We start from the raw sequence: 18,293 nt of genomic DNA, 5'->3' as shown, positions 1-18,293 counted from the left end.
AATTTTTGGAGGTAAAGTGATTGAAATGAATAAACAAGAACAATTAAATGTTATAAAAAAAGATTTTATTGATTCTCAAAAAGTATTATTGGCAATTGGCGATGAAACACGTCAAGCTATTTTGTTAGTTCTCATGGAAACGGAATGTCAAACCGGATTACGTGTAGGAGAAATTACGAAACAAACACACCTTTCTCGGCCAGCGGTATCACATCACCTAAGGATTTTACGAGAAGCCGGTATTATTTTAATGCGTAAAGAAGGTACAAAAAACTTTTATTATATTGATATACGTACAAAATTAAGTTTATTAAAAAATCTTGTATTAGACATTGAAAAGCTATTGCACAACTTTTATCCCACTTTAACGGGCAGTAAGACCCCCACCTCAAAATTCAGCGAAAGCAAATAATTTAGATAGGGGATCAACTGCCCATAAAGGTCCGATTGGTGAGGGCTGATAATCAGTGGGGGATGAAGCCCCCCACAGTTTCATTTTATTGAAATTTGGAGGTATAAGAAATGAAAGCGATGATAATTGATAAATACGGAAAAGTCCCAATGCATATGACAGAGGTACCTACTCCTGAAATAAATGAGTATGAAGTGCTCGCAGAAATTCATGCAGCTAGCATTAACCCAATTGATTTTAAAATACGCGATGGAAAAGTAAAAATGTTACTGAAATATGAAATGCCGCTAATCCTTGGGAATGACTTTTCCGGTGTCATTACGAAGGTTGGATCAAAAGTAACTCGTTTTAAAGTCGGTGATGAAATATATGCTCGTCCAAGAAAAAATAAGATTGGTACTTTCGCGGAATATATAGCCATTCATGAAGATGATATAGCCTTAAAACCGAAAAATTTAAGTTTTGAGGAAGCTGCGTCAATTCCACTCGTTGGCTTAACATCCTATCAAGCATTACATGACATTATGCACTTACAAAAAGGTCAAAAGATTTTAATTCACGCTGGATCTGGTGGTGTTGGTACTTTCGCAATTCAGTTAGCAAAAATAATGGGCGCTACTGTTACAACGACTGCTAGTGAAGCTGGTACGAATTTAGTCAAGTCTCTTGGTACAGATGAAATTATTAATTACAAAACAGAAAAATTTGAAGAAATACTAACAAATTATGATGCAGTATTTGATACAATTGGCGGTACAACACTTGAAAAATCATTCAACATTATAAAAAGCGGTGGCAACATTGTTTCCGTTTCAGGTACGCCGAATGCTCGATTCGGTAAAGAATTCGGTTCAGGATTTTTCAAAACACTCTTATTTTCATTAGCAAGCAAAAAACTTACTGCACTTGAAAAGAAGCATAATGCTCAATATTCATTTTTATTTATGAAGCCAAGCGGAGATCAACTACGCACTATTGCAAACTATATTGAAGCCGGAAAAATCAAACCGGTAATCGATCGAGTTTTTTCATTTGAAGATGCTCAAAAAGCAATGGAATATTCAGAGGCTGGCAGAGCAAAAGGAAAAATAATCGTAAAAATTAAGTAATAATAAAAACTCCATTTTTTAAAATGGAGTTTTTATATTTGCTGTTAAATAGACATAGTGCAGTGAAGTCCTTACAATAGATTGCAAGGGGAAATATCATATTATACTTTTAGCTAATTTTACAAAGAATACATACGTACACATACATAATAAAAAAATAAACAAGGAGGAGATACAATGACTAAAAATAATGAAGCAGGTTGGAATTTAGACAATAGTTATGCTACTTTACCACATTCATTTTATACAGAAATCCCCCCTACTCCCGTAAGTTCACCGGAGTTAGTTAAGCTAAACCATTCACTTGCGATATCTCTTGGCTTTAATCCGGAAGAACTGAAGAAAGAAACCGAAATTGCGATTTTCGCCGGTAATGCACTACCAGAAGGAGCTCATCCATTAGCTCAAGCGTATGCTGGCCATCAATTTGGACATTTTAATATGTTAGGCGACGGTCGTGCTCTTTTAATTGGTGAACAAATTACTCCTTCAGGTAAACGTTTTGACATTCAGCTGAAAGGTTCTGGCCCTACTCCTTATTCACGCCGTGGTGATGGTCGTGCTGCACTCGGTCCGATGCTACGTGAATATATTATTAGCGAAGCAATGTATGCACTTGATATCCCAACTACCCGCAGTTTAGCAGTTGTCACAACAGGTGAGCCAACCTATCGTGAAACAAAGTTACCTGGAGCTATTTTAACTAGAGTTGCAAGCAGCCATATACGCGTCGGCACATTTCAATATGCTGCAGCTCGCGGCTCAATCGAAGATCTTCAATCGCTAGCTGACTATACAATAAAAAGACATTACCCAGAAATTGAAGATCCTGAAAACCGATATACTGCATTGCTACAAGAAGTCATCAAAAAACAAGCCAGCCTCATCGCTAAATGGCAACTTGTTGGATTTATTCACGGCGTAATGAATACTGACAATATAACGATTAGCGGTGAAACGATTGATTACGGCCCTTGTGCATTTATGGACCATTACGACCAAGGAACTGTATTTAGCTCTATTGATACACAAGGCCGCTACGCATATGGAAACCAACCATATATGGCCGCATGGGACCTTGCGCGATTAGCAGAATCTTTAATACCAATTCTGCACGAAGATGAAGAAGAAGCATTAAAAATTGCTCAAGACGAAATTTCAAAATTTAGCGTACAGTATGAAAACCTGTGGTTCCTTGGAATGAAAAAGAAATTAGGACTATTTAGCAACGAAGAACAAGATCATTCACTTATTGAGCAACTTTTAAAAATGATGGAGAAATATAAAGCGGATTACACTAATACATTCCGTTCATTAACTCTTAATACGTTAGAAAATACCCCTCTATTCGATAGCTCTGAATTTAAAGAATGGTACAAACTGTGGCAATCTCGATTAGAAAGACAAGATGAATCGAAAGAAAATGCCTACGAAATGATGAAAAATAATAACCCATCAATCATCCCAAGAAACCATCGCGTAGAAGAAGCACTAGAAGCAGCTGTCACAAATGGCGACTATAGCGTAATGGAAAAACTTCTTGAAGCTCTAGCAAATCCTTATGCGTATGCTACAGATCAAGAAGAATACTGCGTTACACCTGCGCCTACGAATCGTCCTTATCGTACTTTTTGTGGGACTTGATTGTTTAATATGTAAAAAGGTGTATTCATACAAATTGTGTGAACACACCTTTTTTATATTCCCACCTCTCAACTAGAACTTTAAAATACCCCTCCCCGATTTCCTTTCTTTACTCCAAACCAAAATTAATACTATTCCAATCGGCTTACTGAAAATCTTATTAAACAAATATTGAGAAATAAAAATCGTATTTCTAAATATTGTTATTTTTGATACTATATTTTATAAGAATATTCAAAAAGCGAGGGGATTTCATGAACGTTCAACTACAAGGTAATGAACAAATTACAAAATTATTTAATGACTGGTATTTAGCCATGCTAAAACAAGATGTGTCCCAGGCGACAAACTTAAAGCATGAAATTGAGGAAAAGCAACTAAACATTACAGAAGATGAAAACTTAGCATTATACTATTCTCTACTAGATTTTCGTTTCAAAGTTTTAACTGATGGTTTAAGTATTACAAAAGACAGTTTCAATAAGATAGATTCTTACGCCATTTCACCTAATCACCAACTTTCTTACTACTATCATTTATTTAAGGCGATTCATGCTACTTTAACAACAAATTATAATTTAGCAAGTGAACATTATGAAAAAGCTGAGAGACTACTGGTAAATGCCACTGATGATCTAGAAAAAGGGGAATTTAATTATCGAATGGCTATTTTCTATTATCATTTTTACCAGCCAATTGAGGCTATTGAGTATGCAACCAAGGCGAAAGAATTCTTCATAAAAGCTGTAGGCTATGAAAAGAATGTCGCCTCTTGTGAAAGCGTATTAGGTGCAGCATTTGTATATTTAAAACAATACGAGCAAGCAGAGGAAAAATATAATTCAGCAATCAATATTTTACAGAAACAGGGTGAAGAATCATTACTGTTAAGAGTGCGTAATAACTTAGGTTGGCTATATGCTAATCAAAACTTATCAACATTAGCTATTCGTCATCTATCTGAAGTGACAACAAAAATGCCTACACATTTTAAAGCGATTTTCTTACAAGCAAGGGAACATTCTAAACTTGGTGAGATAAATATCGCTTCAGAATTTATTAAAAAAGGATTAAAAATTTGTACAGAACTTAACAATGAAGAATATATGCTTCACTTTAAAATTTTAGAGTCCCTTAACAATAACAAGTCAACTGAAGACTTAGAAAAAATTATTCTTGAAGGAATTGCGTATTTCGACAAAGAATCCTTATATAACTACACTCAGGAATATTCAGAAAAGTTAGCCATTAAACTTTACGATGAAAATAATCATATAAAAGCAAGTGAGTATTTTCATAAAGCGTTACAAGCAAAAGAAAAAACGTTTGAGAAAGGGGCATTAAAATGATAAAAAAAATTAGTTCTATCGTTTTAGGATTATCTGTACTAGGTATTGTATCTATTGGTCTAAATAGTTCATTTACATATCAAGCAGGTCATGCGGATTTCCCTGCACCACAAAGACCTGACCTTGTTCAATCCGTTGACGCAAGTAAAGACTATAACTCAACAACAGCTGAAAAAACACTTTAAAAAACGAAAGACCTTCCATTAAGAAGGTCTTTTTAAATATGCTTATTTAGAATGTTTCCCTTTCAAGTAAACTCTGTTTTCTCATCAACTCAGCAATCCCCTTACTCCCCTCACTACCAACTTTCTCAAGTTTCTCCACAACTAATGCTCTTCTTTCCACAGAATGATTTTGACTTAACTTCGCTTTTCCTTCTATTTTATTTATCTTTACTTTGAACCCAACTATTCCCTTACTTAATCCTCCCATATAATTCGGGTCTACATCATTAAGTGAGTAGGCGCTCTCTGGATCTTCATACTTATGTACTAACTCTTGAAGAGAATCTATTAATTCCTGTTCATCTTCAACAATTTCTAATTCACCATATACATGCACTGCAACGTAATTCCATGTTGGTACTGCATTGTTTGTTTCATACCATGACGGAGAGATGTAACTATGTGGTCCTTGAAATATAGCTAGTACTTGCTGAGTCCCAATATCTTTCCACTGTTCATTCGGCCGTGCGAAATGACCATGTAACGTGAGTGTTTCCCTATTTAACAACAACGGCAAATGTGTTGCATATGGTTCCCCGTTATGTTGAGAAAATAATGTCGCAAAGCTATTTTGTTCCATTATTTCATACTTCACCTCTTCATCTTGTATTGCAAAATATTTTGGTATGTACATAAGCTCCCTCTTTTCCGATCTTTTATTTCTCATTATATTTAAGTTTCGTTTCATTCAATAGGGCCAGTTTGTATTTCTTTTACAATGGCAACTTTCTATCCAAAAAGAACAAGCGGCATATACTCCATGCCACCTTAGTTTATTTCTTCTAATATATTTGTAATAAATTTCGTCTTACCTTCACTATAGCTCGTTCTACTTTTTGTCTCTCTGGCTAACTCTTCCTTTAAATGTCCATATTCAACAGCAACATCTTCATGTTCACGAAGGTAATCCCGAAACGCTATATGTTTTCTTAACTCTTCACTATTTTTATCACAAACATATAGATGATGTTCCATCCAAACTGTACTTTCTTCACTCCACGGAACGAAAGCGTCCTTTCTGTCGAACGCCTCTCTCCCTTTGTAGCTCCATTCTGCCTGATGATAGTATCCTATCGCTTCAAGCTTAGTTACTACTTTAGGAAAAAACTCATAATCTTCTATTACAATATCAATATCTAATACTGGTTTTGCTGCAAGTCCTTTAATAGATGTACTCCCAACATGTTCAATGGATAAAATGCTGTCTTCCATTACATCGTTAATGAGAGTTTGTAGCTTATTAAATTCATTTTCCCATTTGATGTTATATTCTTCGATAGTAATTCTTTGTTTCAATGTATCCCTCTCCTCAAAAGCAACTATAACCTCTGAATATGAGTATCCTTAAAATCCGTCTCATATTTCAATCCATATCCAAACATTCGATCCATTCCAATATGTGCTGTCCATATTAAACCAATCATTATAACCGTATCTACCTTAAAATAGACTCCTATGATAGCTATTACTATCGATATAATATATGTGTGACATATATTATAAATTTTAGCCCCAACATGATTATTTATACCATACGCTAACATTGATAAATCCGGAGCTAAAAGGAACAGAAAAAATATTATCCAACTAAATTCATATACTGAATACGCATAAATCGCAGCTATGAAAACAACTAGCCCTTCAAAATGTACAATGCGTTTTTGCATTCTTTATCATTCCTATTTTTCTATATTTACCGATAAAGTTTCATCACTGAAAGTATCCTTTGCATTTTTTGACCAGATGGTTGCTAATATTGGTCCTGCAATGTTATGCCATACTGCTGCTAATACACTTGGAAGCGCAGCTGCTGGTCCAAAATGTGCTGTTGCTAAGGCAACACCTAGGCCTGAATTTTGCATTCCTACTTCTATTGAAATAGCTCTTCTTGTCCCTTCATCTAGTCCAAGTACGAATGCTGTTATATATCCGAGTAAAAAACCAAATGCATTATGGAGCATAACGGCAATAAAGATAAGAAGGCCTGAAGAAGTAATACTACTTACATTTGCTGAAACTACCGCTGAAACAATAATGATAATTGCTAAAACTGATATGAAAGGGATAACGGTCATTCCTTTCGTAACAGTTTTCGGGAAAAACTTCTTCACTACTAATCCTAAAATAATCGGTATGATAATGACTTGTACGATAGAAAGAAACATAGACATAGGATTAACCGGCATCCATTGTCCTGCAAGCAATAGTAAAATAAGAGGTGTAGCAATTGGTGCTAGTAACGTTGATAATGACGTCATTGCAATAGACAACGCTAAGTTCCCTTTTGCTAAATAAACCATAACATTTGATGCAGTGCCACCCGGTACTGAACCGAGCAACACTAATCCAGCTGCCAATTCGGCTGGCAGATTCATAACGTAGGCTAGTAAGTATGCGACAAGTGGCATAATAATAAACTGAGCACATACACCGATAATAACTGGCAATGGTTTTGTAGCAATGATTTTAAAATCAACAGCCTTTAACGTTAATCCCATCCCAAACATGACAACTCCAAGTAAAATCGTTATGTAACTATTTAACCCAAGAAATGGCGCGGGAATAAAATACGCAATAGCTGCAATACAAATAACCCAAAATGCAAAATACTTTCCAGCTATATTACTTATCGCTTCTAGTACTTTCACCCAATCAGCCCCTATCCTTTAACTGAAAAACTTTATTCGGATTCAAAATATTTTGCGGGTCAAGAACTTTCTTTATTTTCTCCATTACGAGTAATGCGGCCCCATGTTCTTCTTCTTGATACTTCCGCTTTCCGATTCCAACGCCATGTTCTCCCGTACACGTTCCCCCTCGTTTAAGAGCATATAAAACGATATTTTCATTTATTTCGTCTGCCTTTTCCACTTCTTCTTTATCGTTAGGATCAATCATTAAAAGCACATGGAAATTCCCATCTCCTACATGACCAAGAATACCACCAACAAGACCAACCTTATCTAATGTCTCTTTCGCATGTTGAATTGCCCCAGCCAATTCTGAAATTGGTACACATACGTCTGTACTCATTAATTTTTTACCAGGATAACTATGCACATAAGAGTACGCTAAGTTATGTCTTGCATCCCACAGTTTATTTCTCGCTGCTGTCTCCGTCTCAAACGCAACTTCTTTACATTTATGATCAAAAACAATTTCTTTCGTAAACTCAATATCTTGCTTTAGCCCTGCTTCATTACCGTGAAACTCTAAAAACAGCGTAGGCTCTTCTCTGTAACTTGTTTCACTATAATGATTGACTTGTTTTATAGATAGTTCATCAACGAGTTCAATTCTCGCAATTGGAATACCCGCTTGTAATATGTTAATAACAGCTTCTACTGCATCATTTATAGCCGGAAACGATGCTCTCGCGGCCATAACATGCTCTGGTATACCGTATACTTTTACAGTTAATTCCGTAAAACATCCAAGCGTCCCTTCTGAACCTACGAAAATACCATTTAAATGATAACCTGATGACGACTTCGCCGCTAAATTCCCGGTATGTATTACTTCTCCATCAGCAAGAACGACTTCTAAATCACGAACTTGATCACGCATTACTCCATACTTAACCGCTGTCGTTCCGCTTGCATTTGTAGCAGCCATTCCACCTAACGTTGCATCTGCTCCTGGATCCACACTAAAAAACAATCCATACTTTTTCAATTCTTTATTAAGCTGAGAGCGAGTCACTCCTGGTTGTACTCTCACTAGAAAATCTTTCTCTCTTATTTCAAGAATTTTGTTCATTAACGAAAAATCAACTGTAATCCCTTTTTCATAAGGAATTACGTGTCCCTCTAAACTGGACCCTACTCCAAACGGAACGACAGCTGTTCCGTGCTGACTCGCTACTTTCATTATCGCGCTAACTTCTTCGGTCGTTTTCGGAAAAACTACTACATCAGGTAAACTACTAGCATGATAAGATTCATCTTTACTATGTAACTCTCTTACTGTCGTATTGATTACTACTCGATCTTCAGGAATTACGTTTTTTAATTCATTTACTAAACGCTCTACTGTTATTTCCATCGTACACTCTCCTACTCTCTATAAATTTGAATTACAAAATATGTTAAGTGTTTTATACATAATAATCCGAAAAATTAAATAATTCAAGTTTTACATAAATGAAATTCGTTTCCTACTATCCAATAAACAAAAAGAACTTGCAATTAATTGAATATAGATTAAATAGTATAATAAAATAAAACCAGACCTTATATTTAGAGTTTTTGAGTTTGATTATATATAATCAAACTTTTTGTTTGTATGGGGTAGCACAAATAAAACGCGAATTTCGTACGCTAAGGATATCCAATATAAAAAATCCCAATCTCTCAGTGATATACATAAGAAATTGGGATTTAATTATTTAACAATTGCACTCAACTGTTAAATAATATCTATTTTTTCATACGCTTTACAAACCTATAACCTGTTATCTCGTAACCAAGGAATTTATATAGTTCGTGTGCCTTTATCCTCTGTTCACTTTTTCCACTTAGAAGATAAATAAAATTAGAACCCCTTTTCAAAGACCATTCTTCCACATATTTAATCAATGCTTTCGCAATACCTTGACCACGATATTCTTTCTTTGTAACTAGCGATGTTATTTGAATCTTTTCATCATTGTTTGTGTACGTTGTATGAATTGTTATTCCTATCATCCCTACTAAGTTATTATCATTTATTGCAACAAAGGTGTAGTAATTTGGATTGGATTCGATACGTTGCATTCTTACTTTCATTTCATCTAATGAACTGGGATAACCTAAATCTGGCATTAAATCTGTAAATTGTTTGATGTCATCAGAATTATATTTTCTTATCTCCACTAAGGAACCCCCCACATTTTTTCTCTAATTATATCATCTTTAATATTACAATATTTGTCTTAACGTACAGAATCCGCGTTATGTTGGTGTACCCCATGCCCATCACCTTAAGAATTTAGAACTTCCCCAAAAAATTATGAGTTTTTTGTTACAAGTTATCACAAAATTTTCGTTTTTTTGGTAGTTTTATTTTCTTAGCTTGATTACGATGAGCGGCACCCCATAAAGGCCCCTAATACATAATTGATGTTCTGCCATTTGTAGAAAACAATTCACTTATACCATTTTAACAAGAAGAAATATCTCGTCCATGTTGTAATATTGGCTTACGTTAAGCTTGTGAAAAAAACATATTCATGTATAATACAATTGATGTATGATACATTAGTTGTAGGAGGGGGACCTTTTTGAAAAGAGAAGATGCCTTAAAACTAAGAACAGATATTAAGAAAATGATTGTAATAACTGGGGTTTTTGAATCTCAAAATTTGCCCAATGGACCATTTGAAAAACCTTTACCAACTTCTCAAATGATGGCGTTAGAAGAACTAGAGGTGGAAAAATTAACAGTTTGGCAACTATCCAATAAACTTAGATTAGAGACTTCAACTGTAAGTAGATTGGTAGATAAGTTAGTAAAAAAGGGGCTTATTTATCGTGAAGTAAATGAAAAAAATAGAAGAGAACTTTTTCTGCACCTCACAGAAAAAGGTCACATAACTGTTAATTGCTTAAGAGAGCAATCCATTACATTTTATCAAAGTATTCTCAATAATTTATCAGAGTCAGAACAAAAAATAGTTGTGGATGGTTTTGAATTATTTATTGATTCTATTTCTAAGTCTTTTGATTAGAATGAGGTAAATCATAACATTTGGAGGATAAAATGAGTTTGCATTTTGAACGTCCTATTATTGAATTAAAAGAGAAATTTGATGAATTAAAGAAAATTATGAAAGAAAATAATGTAGATTTATCTTCAGAAATTCATGAATTAGAAAAACGTTTAAATAAAATGCAAGATAAAATTTATTCTAATATTACACCTTTTCAACGAGTTCAAATTGCAAGGCTACGTAACCGGCCCACGACATTGGACTATATACCTTTATTGTTTACAAACTTTCTCGAACTTCATGGTGATCGATTATATGGTGATGATAAAGCAATGATAGGTGGTATTGCAAAATTTAAAGGAATGCCCGTTACGGTTATTGGTCATCAAAGAGGTAGAAATACAAAGGAAAGTATAGAAAGAAATTTTGGAATGGCACATCCAGAAGGTTATAGAAAAGCGCTAAGACTTATGAAACAAGCTGATAAATTTAATCGCCCTATTATTACATTTATTGATACAATAGGCGCCTATCCAGGGATAGGGTCTGAAGAACGTGGAATTTCTGAAGCGATAGCTCGAAATCTATTTGAAATGACTACACTTAAAGTGCCAATTGTTTGTATTGTAATTGGAGAGGCATCAAGTGGTGGGGCTCTTGGCATTAGTGTCGGTAACCATATCCATATGTTAGAGTATTCATGGTACTCGGTAATTTCGCCAGAAGGAGCAGCATCTATCCTATGGAAGGACGCTAAGTATGCTCCAGAAGCTGCTGAACATATGAAAATTTCAGCAAAAGATTTAAAACATTTAGGAATTATTGATGAAATCATCCCTGAAATTAAAGGTGGAGCACAAAATGATATAAAATCACAGGCAAAAATGATTGAATCTGTAATCGAATCATCTCTAAAAAAATTGATACCATTATCCTCGGAAGAGCTTATACAACAGCGATATGAAAAGTATAGACAAATAGAGAATTATAAATGAAAGTATTTAAAGTCCATATTACATTTCGGAGGATTCTCGCGAAAAAAATTCTAAATATTTTGTAAGCAACCTCTTAAACCGGGATATGCTGACACTATTACTCTACAAAAGATGTGTGATCGGTATGGAAAAGGAAAATTTATTCAAATGGAAGCATTATCACATGCCCATCAACTTAAGAAATTGATTGTTCCCCAAAACGAAAAAATGAGCTAAATTCTCATAAATAACTGTAAAAAGGTGAAAATTCCGGTATGGGGGTATCTCAAAACTTAGGTTGATGGCAATGTGGCGTGACCCCTGTATGTAAAAATACATCCATTAAATCAATCTTTTTTGAGATAATGGATGTATTTTTTTATTTTTCATTTACCTACATTTTGATTATTATATTACATATAATACCGTAGATATTTAAATGTAACTACAATAAAAAAGGCACTACATCATTAAAATGTAATACCTTTTTATTAGTTTGCTTATAAATATTTTACCCTAGATAACAATTATGGCAAATTCTTTTCTATAAAGTGAAACTTTAATCAGTAGGGGGTTCATCCCCCACTGATTATTAGTTGAACCAATCGGGCTTTTACGGGCAGTCCGACCCCTACCTAACTTCTTTGCTTTCGTTGAAATATGAGATGGGGGTCTTACTGCCCGTTAATGCGGGATAAAACTATATTTTAAACGACTTCTTTATTAACAACATAAACCAAATTAAAGTAACTGCCATCAACGAATGAGAAAAACCAACAATATAAGTTAATCCTTTAAAGTCCGCTCCATTTAACTGAAGAAGCCCTCTTGCTGCTAGCGAACCTAACATTAAAATTAATGCGATATTATGTACAACAAACCACTTATTAAAACTTTTCGCTTCATGAAACGCGAATACTTTTGCTAATCCTAAAGCAATTAAAAAGAAGAAAAAGCCGAGTACAAGTGTATGTGTATGTAAAAGGTTTAACAAAGTAGATCCTACAATCCCTTTATACTTTCCATACTCCCTAGCGAAAATCCCTGATAATAAACCGATAATCAAATACGTAAACGATGCATTATATAATTTCTTCATTATGTACCTCCTTGAGTAGAATGTGTAGTGTGTCATATTTAGTAATAATGATAGTTATATAGTAAAAACTCCTAGTCACCTAGGAGTCATTGTATAAGCATCTCACTCTTTACAATCAATTCTAATTATAAAATATCCCTTTATGCAAAACAAACGAACTTTATGTGAACAATCCGGGCTCTTTTAAAATATGTTGCGATTTTGTATTACACAATCCATACTAATGATTATAAATGTTAAAGGTGGTGCAGTAGCTTGATAGTTCTTGAAACGGAACGACTCATTCTTCGTTGGCTCGATATAAAAGATGCTCCGTTTATTCTAGAGTTAGTAAACGATCCTGCATGGATTCAGTTTATCGGTAATAAAGGAGTTAGAACCTTAGAAGACGCAACAAATTATATTGTAAACGGACCAATCGATATGTATAACAAACTTGGATTTGGTCTTTACTTAGTAGAGCGAAAAGAAGATCTCACTCCACTCGGTATGTGCGGTCTTATTAAAAGAGATTCATTAGAAGATGTTGATATTGGCTTTGCCTTTTTAGAAGAATTCCGTTCAAAAGGATATGGCTACGAGTCAGCCTCCGCTGTAATCGAATACGGAGTACAAAAACTAGGACTGAAACGAATTGTAGCAATTACTACTATTGATAACATCAATTCAGGAAAGCTTTTAGAAAAAGTAGGATTGAAGTTCGAAGAGGTCATTTCGGACTCAGGGGAAGATTTAAAATTATTCGGGTATAACGCGTAAAAAAGATTTTGAAAGAAAAACCCTTGATTTGTCTACGCTAAGCAGAAAATCAAGGGCTTCATTTATGTTCTAAGGGGGCGTAATGATCGAATAGAATGGGAACTGTTAATATCGAATTTATATTGACCTAAGAAATTTATATGCTCCCAACCTAAAGGTGGAATATGGGCAAGTAAAGGCTCCTGATGTTTTCCTACTTCCATATGTAAATCTGTTTCGTGATGTAGTAAACCATCAATGACATGAACGGCATCCCTAGCATTCGTATTAATCACTTTTGTATAAAAGCTAGAGAATTGATCACTCACAAAGCGATAAAGTGAAACTTTAATCAGTGGGGGTTTTCTTCATCCCCCACTGATTATTAGTTGAACCAATCGAACTTTAATGGGCAGTTAATCCCCCACCTAACTTCTTTGCTTTCGCTGAATCTTGAGTGGGGGTCTTACTGCCCATTAAAGTGGGATAAATGGTAGCACCTTTACCTGTTCCGTAATGTGGATTTGCGTCTGCATGTAAAGATGAAACCCCAATTTGCATGCACATCCCATCTGAAGACGAAGTGGTACCATCTCCCCAATAAGAAGCTAATTCTAGTTGGTGCTAGTAATTTACTAATGTTGCTTGTGCCTTATTCATTGAATCTTCACCACTCGTTTTTTATCGGACTTCTTTTTACTGTACTTTTATTTTCTTTATGAGTTATTAGAAAAATAATTGTCTATATAAGTCTTTATTTTTTCAAAATTCTTTTCCATAAATAAGATTGCTGGTACTTCAATTATTGGAAGATTATTTTCATTATCAAAAGGTGGACACGGTTTGGGAACTACCAAATAGTCAACTGAGTTTTTATCCCTAATATAATTAATCGAAACATCATAATACTCAGAAAAATATCCCTTCAAATCATCCTGATTCCTTAAAAATGGTAGAGAAAATATTGAACCATAATTTATACCAGCGTCGACAATTAATACAAAGCATATTTTTTTCATGATACACCCTCCTCGTATAATAAGTTTTAAGTTAATAACTGTTCCTTGAAAATTAAATAGTTTTTATCTTCAAGAGCTACATCAAAAAAATGATGTATGGGTAAAATTTAGTCTTGGATACCAGGGGATCCCCCCAGATAATGGAAGTGCATCAATGAATCCATCGGGAATATGCTTACTCCTCCTGTAGTTCGAGCACGTTAAAAGACTGTGACCCAGACCAAAATGCACTGCATACGCACAAGCTGTATCGGTTTCCTTCACTTACCTCTCATAGTGGTGGGAGGGCAGCTTAGGTGAAGGCAATCATTGAATACTCATACGCGAGGTTGTGGCTATGTTTTGGACTCTAGGGAGATCCCACAGTATCCAAGCTCATTCCAAATACTATTCAAAGAAAGGAGGCCCTTTCTTTGAGATTATTCGTAGCTATTGATGTAAGCTCTGAAAAACTTGATGTATGTTTTCTTGACAGTCATGACACTTGTTTTCGTAATCCGAAATTAGCTTTAGCTTCTAGAAGAAACTATATGGCCAGCTCATATCCTGTCGGTATCTTGAGTGTTGATTTTACATGGAACGACTTTACTTAGGCGAAAAATCTAAACTTTTTTACGGATCTAATCGGCTTTATATTTGAGAGATATTGTCTTATCTTGTTTTTCATGACATTTAGTTGGTGGCCCCGTGGTGTAATTAGAAAAAGGTAACACTGATAAAAACAGGTTTCCTTTTTCTTTATATTCAATTAAATTATATCATTATTTTACATAAATTTACAGACTTTGTTTTTTTTATTTTATTGGTAAACTTATGCTTAGCGTATAATTTCCGCGTTTCGTCGGCCGGCCCCCTTATATGGAATCTTGTACAATACCATATTGAATTTAAATCTGCCTAAATGGACTGCACATATGGTAGCTACCGTATTTTCCATTGGTATCGCCTATCAAGCTTTTATAAATTTCATTTAAAATTTTTGTATAACGCATAAAAAAGGTCGCCACTCACGGCGACCTTTTTACTATTTCACTTCTACCGTATAATTCCCTGTTCCCCCGTCATACTGATACACATGTAAGTAATACTTTCCTGGATACGTGTAGTAACTTCCTACTAACTTATTCCCTTCTTGCTGTGCATACGTAACATAATTATTTAAATCTGCTTCCGAATAAAGAACCCAGTTCATTCCGATATTATTTTCATTCGTTACGTTAATTTGAAGGTTTTTAGCAGTATCCACATTAATTTCAAAGAAATCACTCGTATCGCCATTTCCTAAACTAGCACGTAAAATTTGATTTAGCTGCAGTTTGTTTGCTGTTTGAAATGAGTTATTCGGCTCTTTTTCCACACTGTTATCTTCTTTCTTTTGAACCGTTACATTCGTTGTAGCAGTATTCGTTAATCCTTTGTCATCTGTTACTGTTAATTTCGCTGTATATGTTCCTTCTTTTGTATACACGTGAGTCGGATTTTGCTCATTACTTACTGCTCCATCACCAAACTCCCATTTATACGAAGTAATTTTCCCATCTTCATCTTTTGATCCATCGCTTTTAAACGAAATTGCTTCATTTACATTTCCACTATAGGGACCATTTATAACCGCAACTGGCGCTTTATTCACAGCACCTTCTTCTGTATTAATACCATGGAATACAACATCATACTCAAATTGTCCTGCTGCATTCACACGGTAATTTACGAAATAAGCTGTTACTGTTTTATAGCCTGTCCATTCTTTCGCACTTAAACGTTTTAACGTATCATTCACGTTTTGTGTAATTGTCTTCCAGTCTTCATATTCTCCTTTTGCAGTAGTACCTGTATATGTTCCTTGTAGTGTAAATGTATGAAAGAACTGTGATTTATTTTTCTTAACTGATACATTATTTAATTTTGCTTCTGCTGTAATTTCTGCCGCAATATCTGAAACTGGTTTCGGTGCGTGAGTTGCTAAATAATCATCTGATACTAACGGAACATTATATTTCTCACGGTTATCTACTAACATTTGCATATAATCTTGATATTCTTTATTTAAATTCGCATCTTTACTTAAAGCAGAGCGGTATGCATCATATGCTGTTACATCATTTTTCCTAATAAGATCATGAATTTTGTCAAACATATCATACCTCTTATTGTACATGTACGATTGTAAAGCGAAGGAATAATTATAGAAATCCCACGTTCCATATTTTGCGTTTAACGTTCTCTCTGCTGTATAACGTTCTGCTGGATTTGAAGATATTCCTCCTATAATGCTCTTTCTCGGTACAACATTATCTGTTCTCGTTGCACCTGCAAAAAACTCCGCATTCCCTTCTTCAAACCAAGATAATCTCTCATTCTCATACATCTTCCCTTGTCCCCAAAGTCCTGGCACTTCATATCTGCCTTGTAAATAATGCGTGAACTCATGTCGGAACAATTCTTCTAAACTATAAATACTTTCTTCTGGCGTACGTTCATACGTAAAGAACGTACCTGTTCCTTCTATATAAAGACCGCCGTTATTCGTTTCATACCCGTATAATTGACGGTTAAATTGATATTCAGCTGGGCTATTATAAATAACCATCGTTAATACATCATCAGGATTGCCTTTTTCTAACGGCTGGTCACTTTCAACCGTACGATGGAATTGTGCCTTCACTTCTTTTGCCGCCCAATATAGACGTTTTACTTTTTCTTCTGTCACCTTATCTCCAGCTTTTAACACAATTGCTCCATCATCGAACGTATACGTTTTCGGTAAATATTTTTTCTTACCATCTTCTCGTATTTGATCTAAATTCACAACATTTCCATTCGCATCTTTCCCGCCATAATTCGTCGCAATTTGCTCAGCCGCTACGAAATATTGCTCTCCTAAATACGGATACATTTTCATTGCGTCCGTTACAACTTGCAACCCTTTCGTTCCTGTACTATGGAACGTACCAAGTCTACCTGTATAATAAATACCATTATTAATTAACCAACCATTTTTCTCTGTCACCGTTCCAATTAAGGCAAAACGACTTAATTCATTAATATAGCTATCAATTTTTTGATACCATATTGTATCTTTCGGTGCTTTTCTCGTATCGTATAAATACGATTGAATATCGTAATCAACACCTTGCATAATATCGTAAATCGCATTTCCAGCTGATAGATTGTCTACCAATGTAGAAAAATTATCGTTATATTGTTTAAAAATCTTTGCAGCTGATGTTATCGTTTCCACATCACTCGAAGCATTTCCTATTAATTTTCCGTATGATGAGACAACTCTATTTTGTTCTAACGTACCGAGTTTGAAATTCGGGTTATTCGCAATCGTTTTTAATGCCGGTAAGCATTTATCATGATAGCTTCGATCATTTAGTTTACTTAATTCTGTATGATAAAATCCTAAATAAAACCCTGAGCGTAATACCTCTACTAAAGTCTCAATCCCTTTTGAATCATCTTTCGTATAAGCTTGTCCTTGCTGCTTCAATTTATCAATAATTGCCTGCATTCTACTATCATTTTGATAGAATGCAAGACTATCCTTATTAAACTGAAATAGCCCATTGATTTGCTCCCAATCAATTGTTACAAGTAAGTTCACTAACTGCTGATTGCTCAATTGATTTAATTCAGCAATTGTATACGTTTTCGCTGCGGTTAATTGTTTACTTTTCTTTTTTACTTCTGGTGGTCTTTGCGATAAATCAGCAAGCTGTAGCCTTTTCTCAAAAGACTTGCTTTCAAGCACTTTTGATGAATGAGCTAATTCTTGCACTGGTAATTGTACACCAACTGGCTCCATTTTGAGAACGTTCCGATAAGAAACTTGCTCTCCCTTTGTACTTTCCGCCAATGCGCCTCCTTGAAAACTCCCTAACATGAAACTAGCAAAACTTACCCCTACTAACACTTTTTTTGAATAGCCTTTCATGCTCTCCCCTACCTTACATTTTTTAGTGTACCGCACCATTATTTTACTATTTTTACTTTTTATACTGTATTGAGAAAAAATAAGGTAACGTTCACA

General features: G+C 34.7%; 18 protein-coding genes and 2 pseudogenes. 9 read left to right on the top strand and 11 right to left on the bottom strand.

Annotation, left to right across the window (positions count from 1 at the left end; all coding sequences use genetic code 11):
• Positions 1 to 16 precede the first annotated feature (16 nt).
• The 5 genes from MR083_RS10775 (at position 17) to MR083_RS10755 (ending at position 4,699) form a co-directional block, all read left to right on the top strand.
• Positions 17 to 412: an ArsR/SmtB family transcription factor gene (locus tag MR083_RS10775; protein WP_000571883.1), complete on the top strand. Its 396-nt coding sequence runs from the start codon at positions 17 to 19 to the stop codon at positions 410 to 412.
• A 110-nt stretch (positions 413 to 522) separates the two neighbouring features.
• On the top strand, positions 523 to 1,521 hold the full coding sequence (locus MR083_RS10770; protein WP_242269220.1) for an NADP-dependent oxidoreductase: 999 nt from the start codon (positions 523 to 525) through the stop codon (positions 1,519 to 1,521).
• A gap of 177 nt (positions 1,522 to 1,698) precedes the next feature.
• Positions 1,699 to 3,165, top strand: coding sequence for a protein adenylyltransferase SelO (locus MR083_RS10765; protein WP_000164894.1), 1,467 nt, complete (start codon positions 1,699 to 1,701; stop codon positions 3,163 to 3,165).
• 254 nt (positions 3,166 to 3,419) lie between these two features.
• Positions 3,420 to 4,514, top strand: coding sequence for a Rap family tetratricopeptide repeat protein (locus tag MR083_RS10760; RefSeq protein ID WP_001102723.1), 1,095 nt, complete (start codon positions 3,420 to 3,422; stop codon positions 4,512 to 4,514).
• The gene (locus tag MR083_RS10755) at positions 4,511 to 4,699 is read left to right on the top strand and encodes a Phr family secreted Rap phosphatase inhibitor (RefSeq protein WP_242269218.1); all 189 of its coding nucleotides are present in this window, start codon (positions 4,511 to 4,513) and stop codon (positions 4,697 to 4,699) included. The genes MR083_RS10760 and MR083_RS10755 overlap by 4 nt, the downstream gene beginning before the upstream one ends.
• 46 nt (positions 4,700 to 4,745) lie before the next feature.
• Here the strand turns inward: MR083_RS10755 and MR083_RS10750 are convergent, their stop codons facing one another.
• From MR083_RS10750 to MR083_RS10725, 6 genes are all read right to left on the bottom strand, one after another.
• Positions 4,746 to 5,372: an FMN-binding negative transcriptional regulator gene (locus tag MR083_RS10750; RefSeq protein WP_242269217.1), complete on the bottom strand. Its 627-nt coding sequence runs from the start codon at positions 5,370 to 5,372 to the stop codon at positions 4,746 to 4,748.
• Between the two features lie 134 nt (positions 5,373 to 5,506).
• Positions 5,507 to 6,034: a GrpB family protein gene (locus MR083_RS10745; protein WP_242269216.1), complete on the bottom strand. Its 528-nt coding sequence runs from the start codon at positions 6,032 to 6,034 to the stop codon at positions 5,507 to 5,509.
• A gap of 23 nt (positions 6,035 to 6,057) precedes the next feature.
• Positions 6,058 to 6,405, bottom strand: coding sequence for a DUF4260 domain-containing protein (locus MR083_RS10740; protein ID WP_001172037.1), 348 nt, complete (start codon positions 6,403 to 6,405; stop codon positions 6,058 to 6,060).
• Positions 6,406 to 6,417: 12 nt separating this feature from the next.
• The gene (locus MR083_RS10735) at positions 6,418 to 7,386 is read right to left on the bottom strand and encodes a bile acid:sodium symporter family protein (RefSeq protein ID WP_242269214.1); all 969 of its coding nucleotides are present in this window, start codon (positions 7,384 to 7,386) and stop codon (positions 6,418 to 6,420) included.
• A gap of 4 nt (positions 7,387 to 7,390) precedes the next feature.
• Positions 7,391 to 8,782: an FAD-binding oxidoreductase gene (locus MR083_RS10730; RefSeq protein WP_242269212.1), complete on the bottom strand. Its 1,392-nt coding sequence runs from the start codon at positions 8,780 to 8,782 to the stop codon at positions 7,391 to 7,393.
• A 374-nt stretch (positions 8,783 to 9,156) separates the two neighbouring features.
• Positions 9,157 to 9,591, bottom strand: coding sequence for a GNAT family N-acetyltransferase (locus tag MR083_RS10725; RefSeq protein ID WP_000405815.1), 435 nt, complete (start codon positions 9,589 to 9,591; stop codon positions 9,157 to 9,159).
• Between the two features lie 407 nt (positions 9,592 to 9,998).
• Between MR083_RS10725 and MR083_RS10720 the strand changes: the two genes are divergently transcribed.
• Together MR083_RS10720 and MR083_RS10715 are read left to right on the top strand one after the other, a co-directional pair.
• Complete coding sequence (locus tag MR083_RS10720) at positions 9,999 to 10,445, top strand: MarR family winged helix-turn-helix transcriptional regulator (RefSeq protein ID WP_000817666.1); 447 nt, start codon at positions 9,999 to 10,001, stop codon at positions 10,443 to 10,445.
• A gap of 32 nt (positions 10,446 to 10,477) precedes the next feature.
• On the top strand, positions 10,478 to 11,422 hold the full coding sequence (locus tag MR083_RS10715; RefSeq protein ID WP_000052087.1) for an acetyl-CoA carboxylase carboxyltransferase subunit alpha: 945 nt from the start codon (positions 10,478 to 10,480) through the stop codon (positions 11,420 to 11,422).
• A 679-nt stretch (positions 11,423 to 12,101) separates the two neighbouring features.
• On the opposite strand, the gene MR083_RS10710 is transcribed toward MR083_RS10715, so the two are convergent.
• On the bottom strand, positions 12,102 to 12,500 hold the full coding sequence (locus MR083_RS10710) for a DUF2871 family protein (RefSeq protein ID WP_000737904.1): 399 nt from the start codon (positions 12,498 to 12,500) through the stop codon (positions 12,102 to 12,104).
• 255 nt (positions 12,501 to 12,755) lie between these two features.
• On the opposite strand from MR083_RS10710, the gene MR083_RS10705 reads away from it, so the two are divergent.
• Complete coding sequence (locus tag MR083_RS10705) at positions 12,756 to 13,259, top strand: GNAT family N-acetyltransferase (protein ID WP_242269210.1); 504 nt, start codon at positions 12,756 to 12,758, stop codon at positions 13,257 to 13,259.
• A gap of 197 nt (positions 13,260 to 13,456) precedes the next feature.
• Here MR083_RS10705 and MR083_RS28165 read toward each other — a convergent pair.
• The 3 genes and pseudogenes from MR083_RS28165 to MR083_RS10690 all read right to left on the bottom strand — a co-directional run.
• A pseudogene (locus MR083_RS28165) lies at positions 13,457 to 13,591 on the bottom strand (Tn3 family transposase); the annotation flags it as partial.
• Positions 13,592 to 13,733: 142 nt separating this feature from the next.
• Positions 13,734 to 13,907, bottom strand: a pseudogene (locus MR083_RS10695) (Tn3 family transposase); the annotation flags it as partial.
• Positions 13,908 to 13,954: 47 nt separating this feature from the next.
• A complete protein-coding gene (locus tag MR083_RS10690; protein WP_061183444.1) occupies positions 13,955 to 14,257 on the bottom strand; it encodes a hypothetical protein in 303 nt (100 codons plus the stop codon).
• 413 nt (positions 14,258 to 14,670) lie between these two features.
• Here MR083_RS10690 and MR083_RS10685 point away from each other — a divergent pair, with 413 nt between their 5' ends.
• Positions 14,671 to 14,850 carry a hypothetical protein gene (locus MR083_RS10685; protein WP_071711426.1) on the top strand — a complete coding sequence of 60 codons (180 nt, stop codon included), beginning with the start codon at positions 14,671 to 14,673 and terminating at the stop codon, positions 14,848 to 14,850.
• Between the two features lie 431 nt (positions 14,851 to 15,281).
• On the opposite strand, the gene colA is transcribed toward MR083_RS10685, so the two are convergent.
• Positions 15,282 to 18,197: a collagenase ColA gene (gene colA, locus MR083_RS10680; RefSeq protein ID WP_242269207.1), complete on the bottom strand. Its 2,916-nt coding sequence runs from the start codon at positions 18,195 to 18,197 to the stop codon at positions 15,282 to 15,284.
• Positions 18,198 to 18,293 lie beyond the last annotated feature (96 nt).

Source organism: Bacillus cereus group sp. BfR-BA-01408 (genome assembly GCF_022663305.1).
In the GTDB taxonomy this organism is placed as follows: domain Bacteria; phylum Bacillota; class Bacilli; order Bacillales; family Bacillaceae_G; genus Bacillus_A; species Bacillus_A pacificus.
The sequence above is the reverse complement of the archived record's forward strand: the minus strand, read 5'-3'. Positions and strand labels throughout refer to the sequence as shown.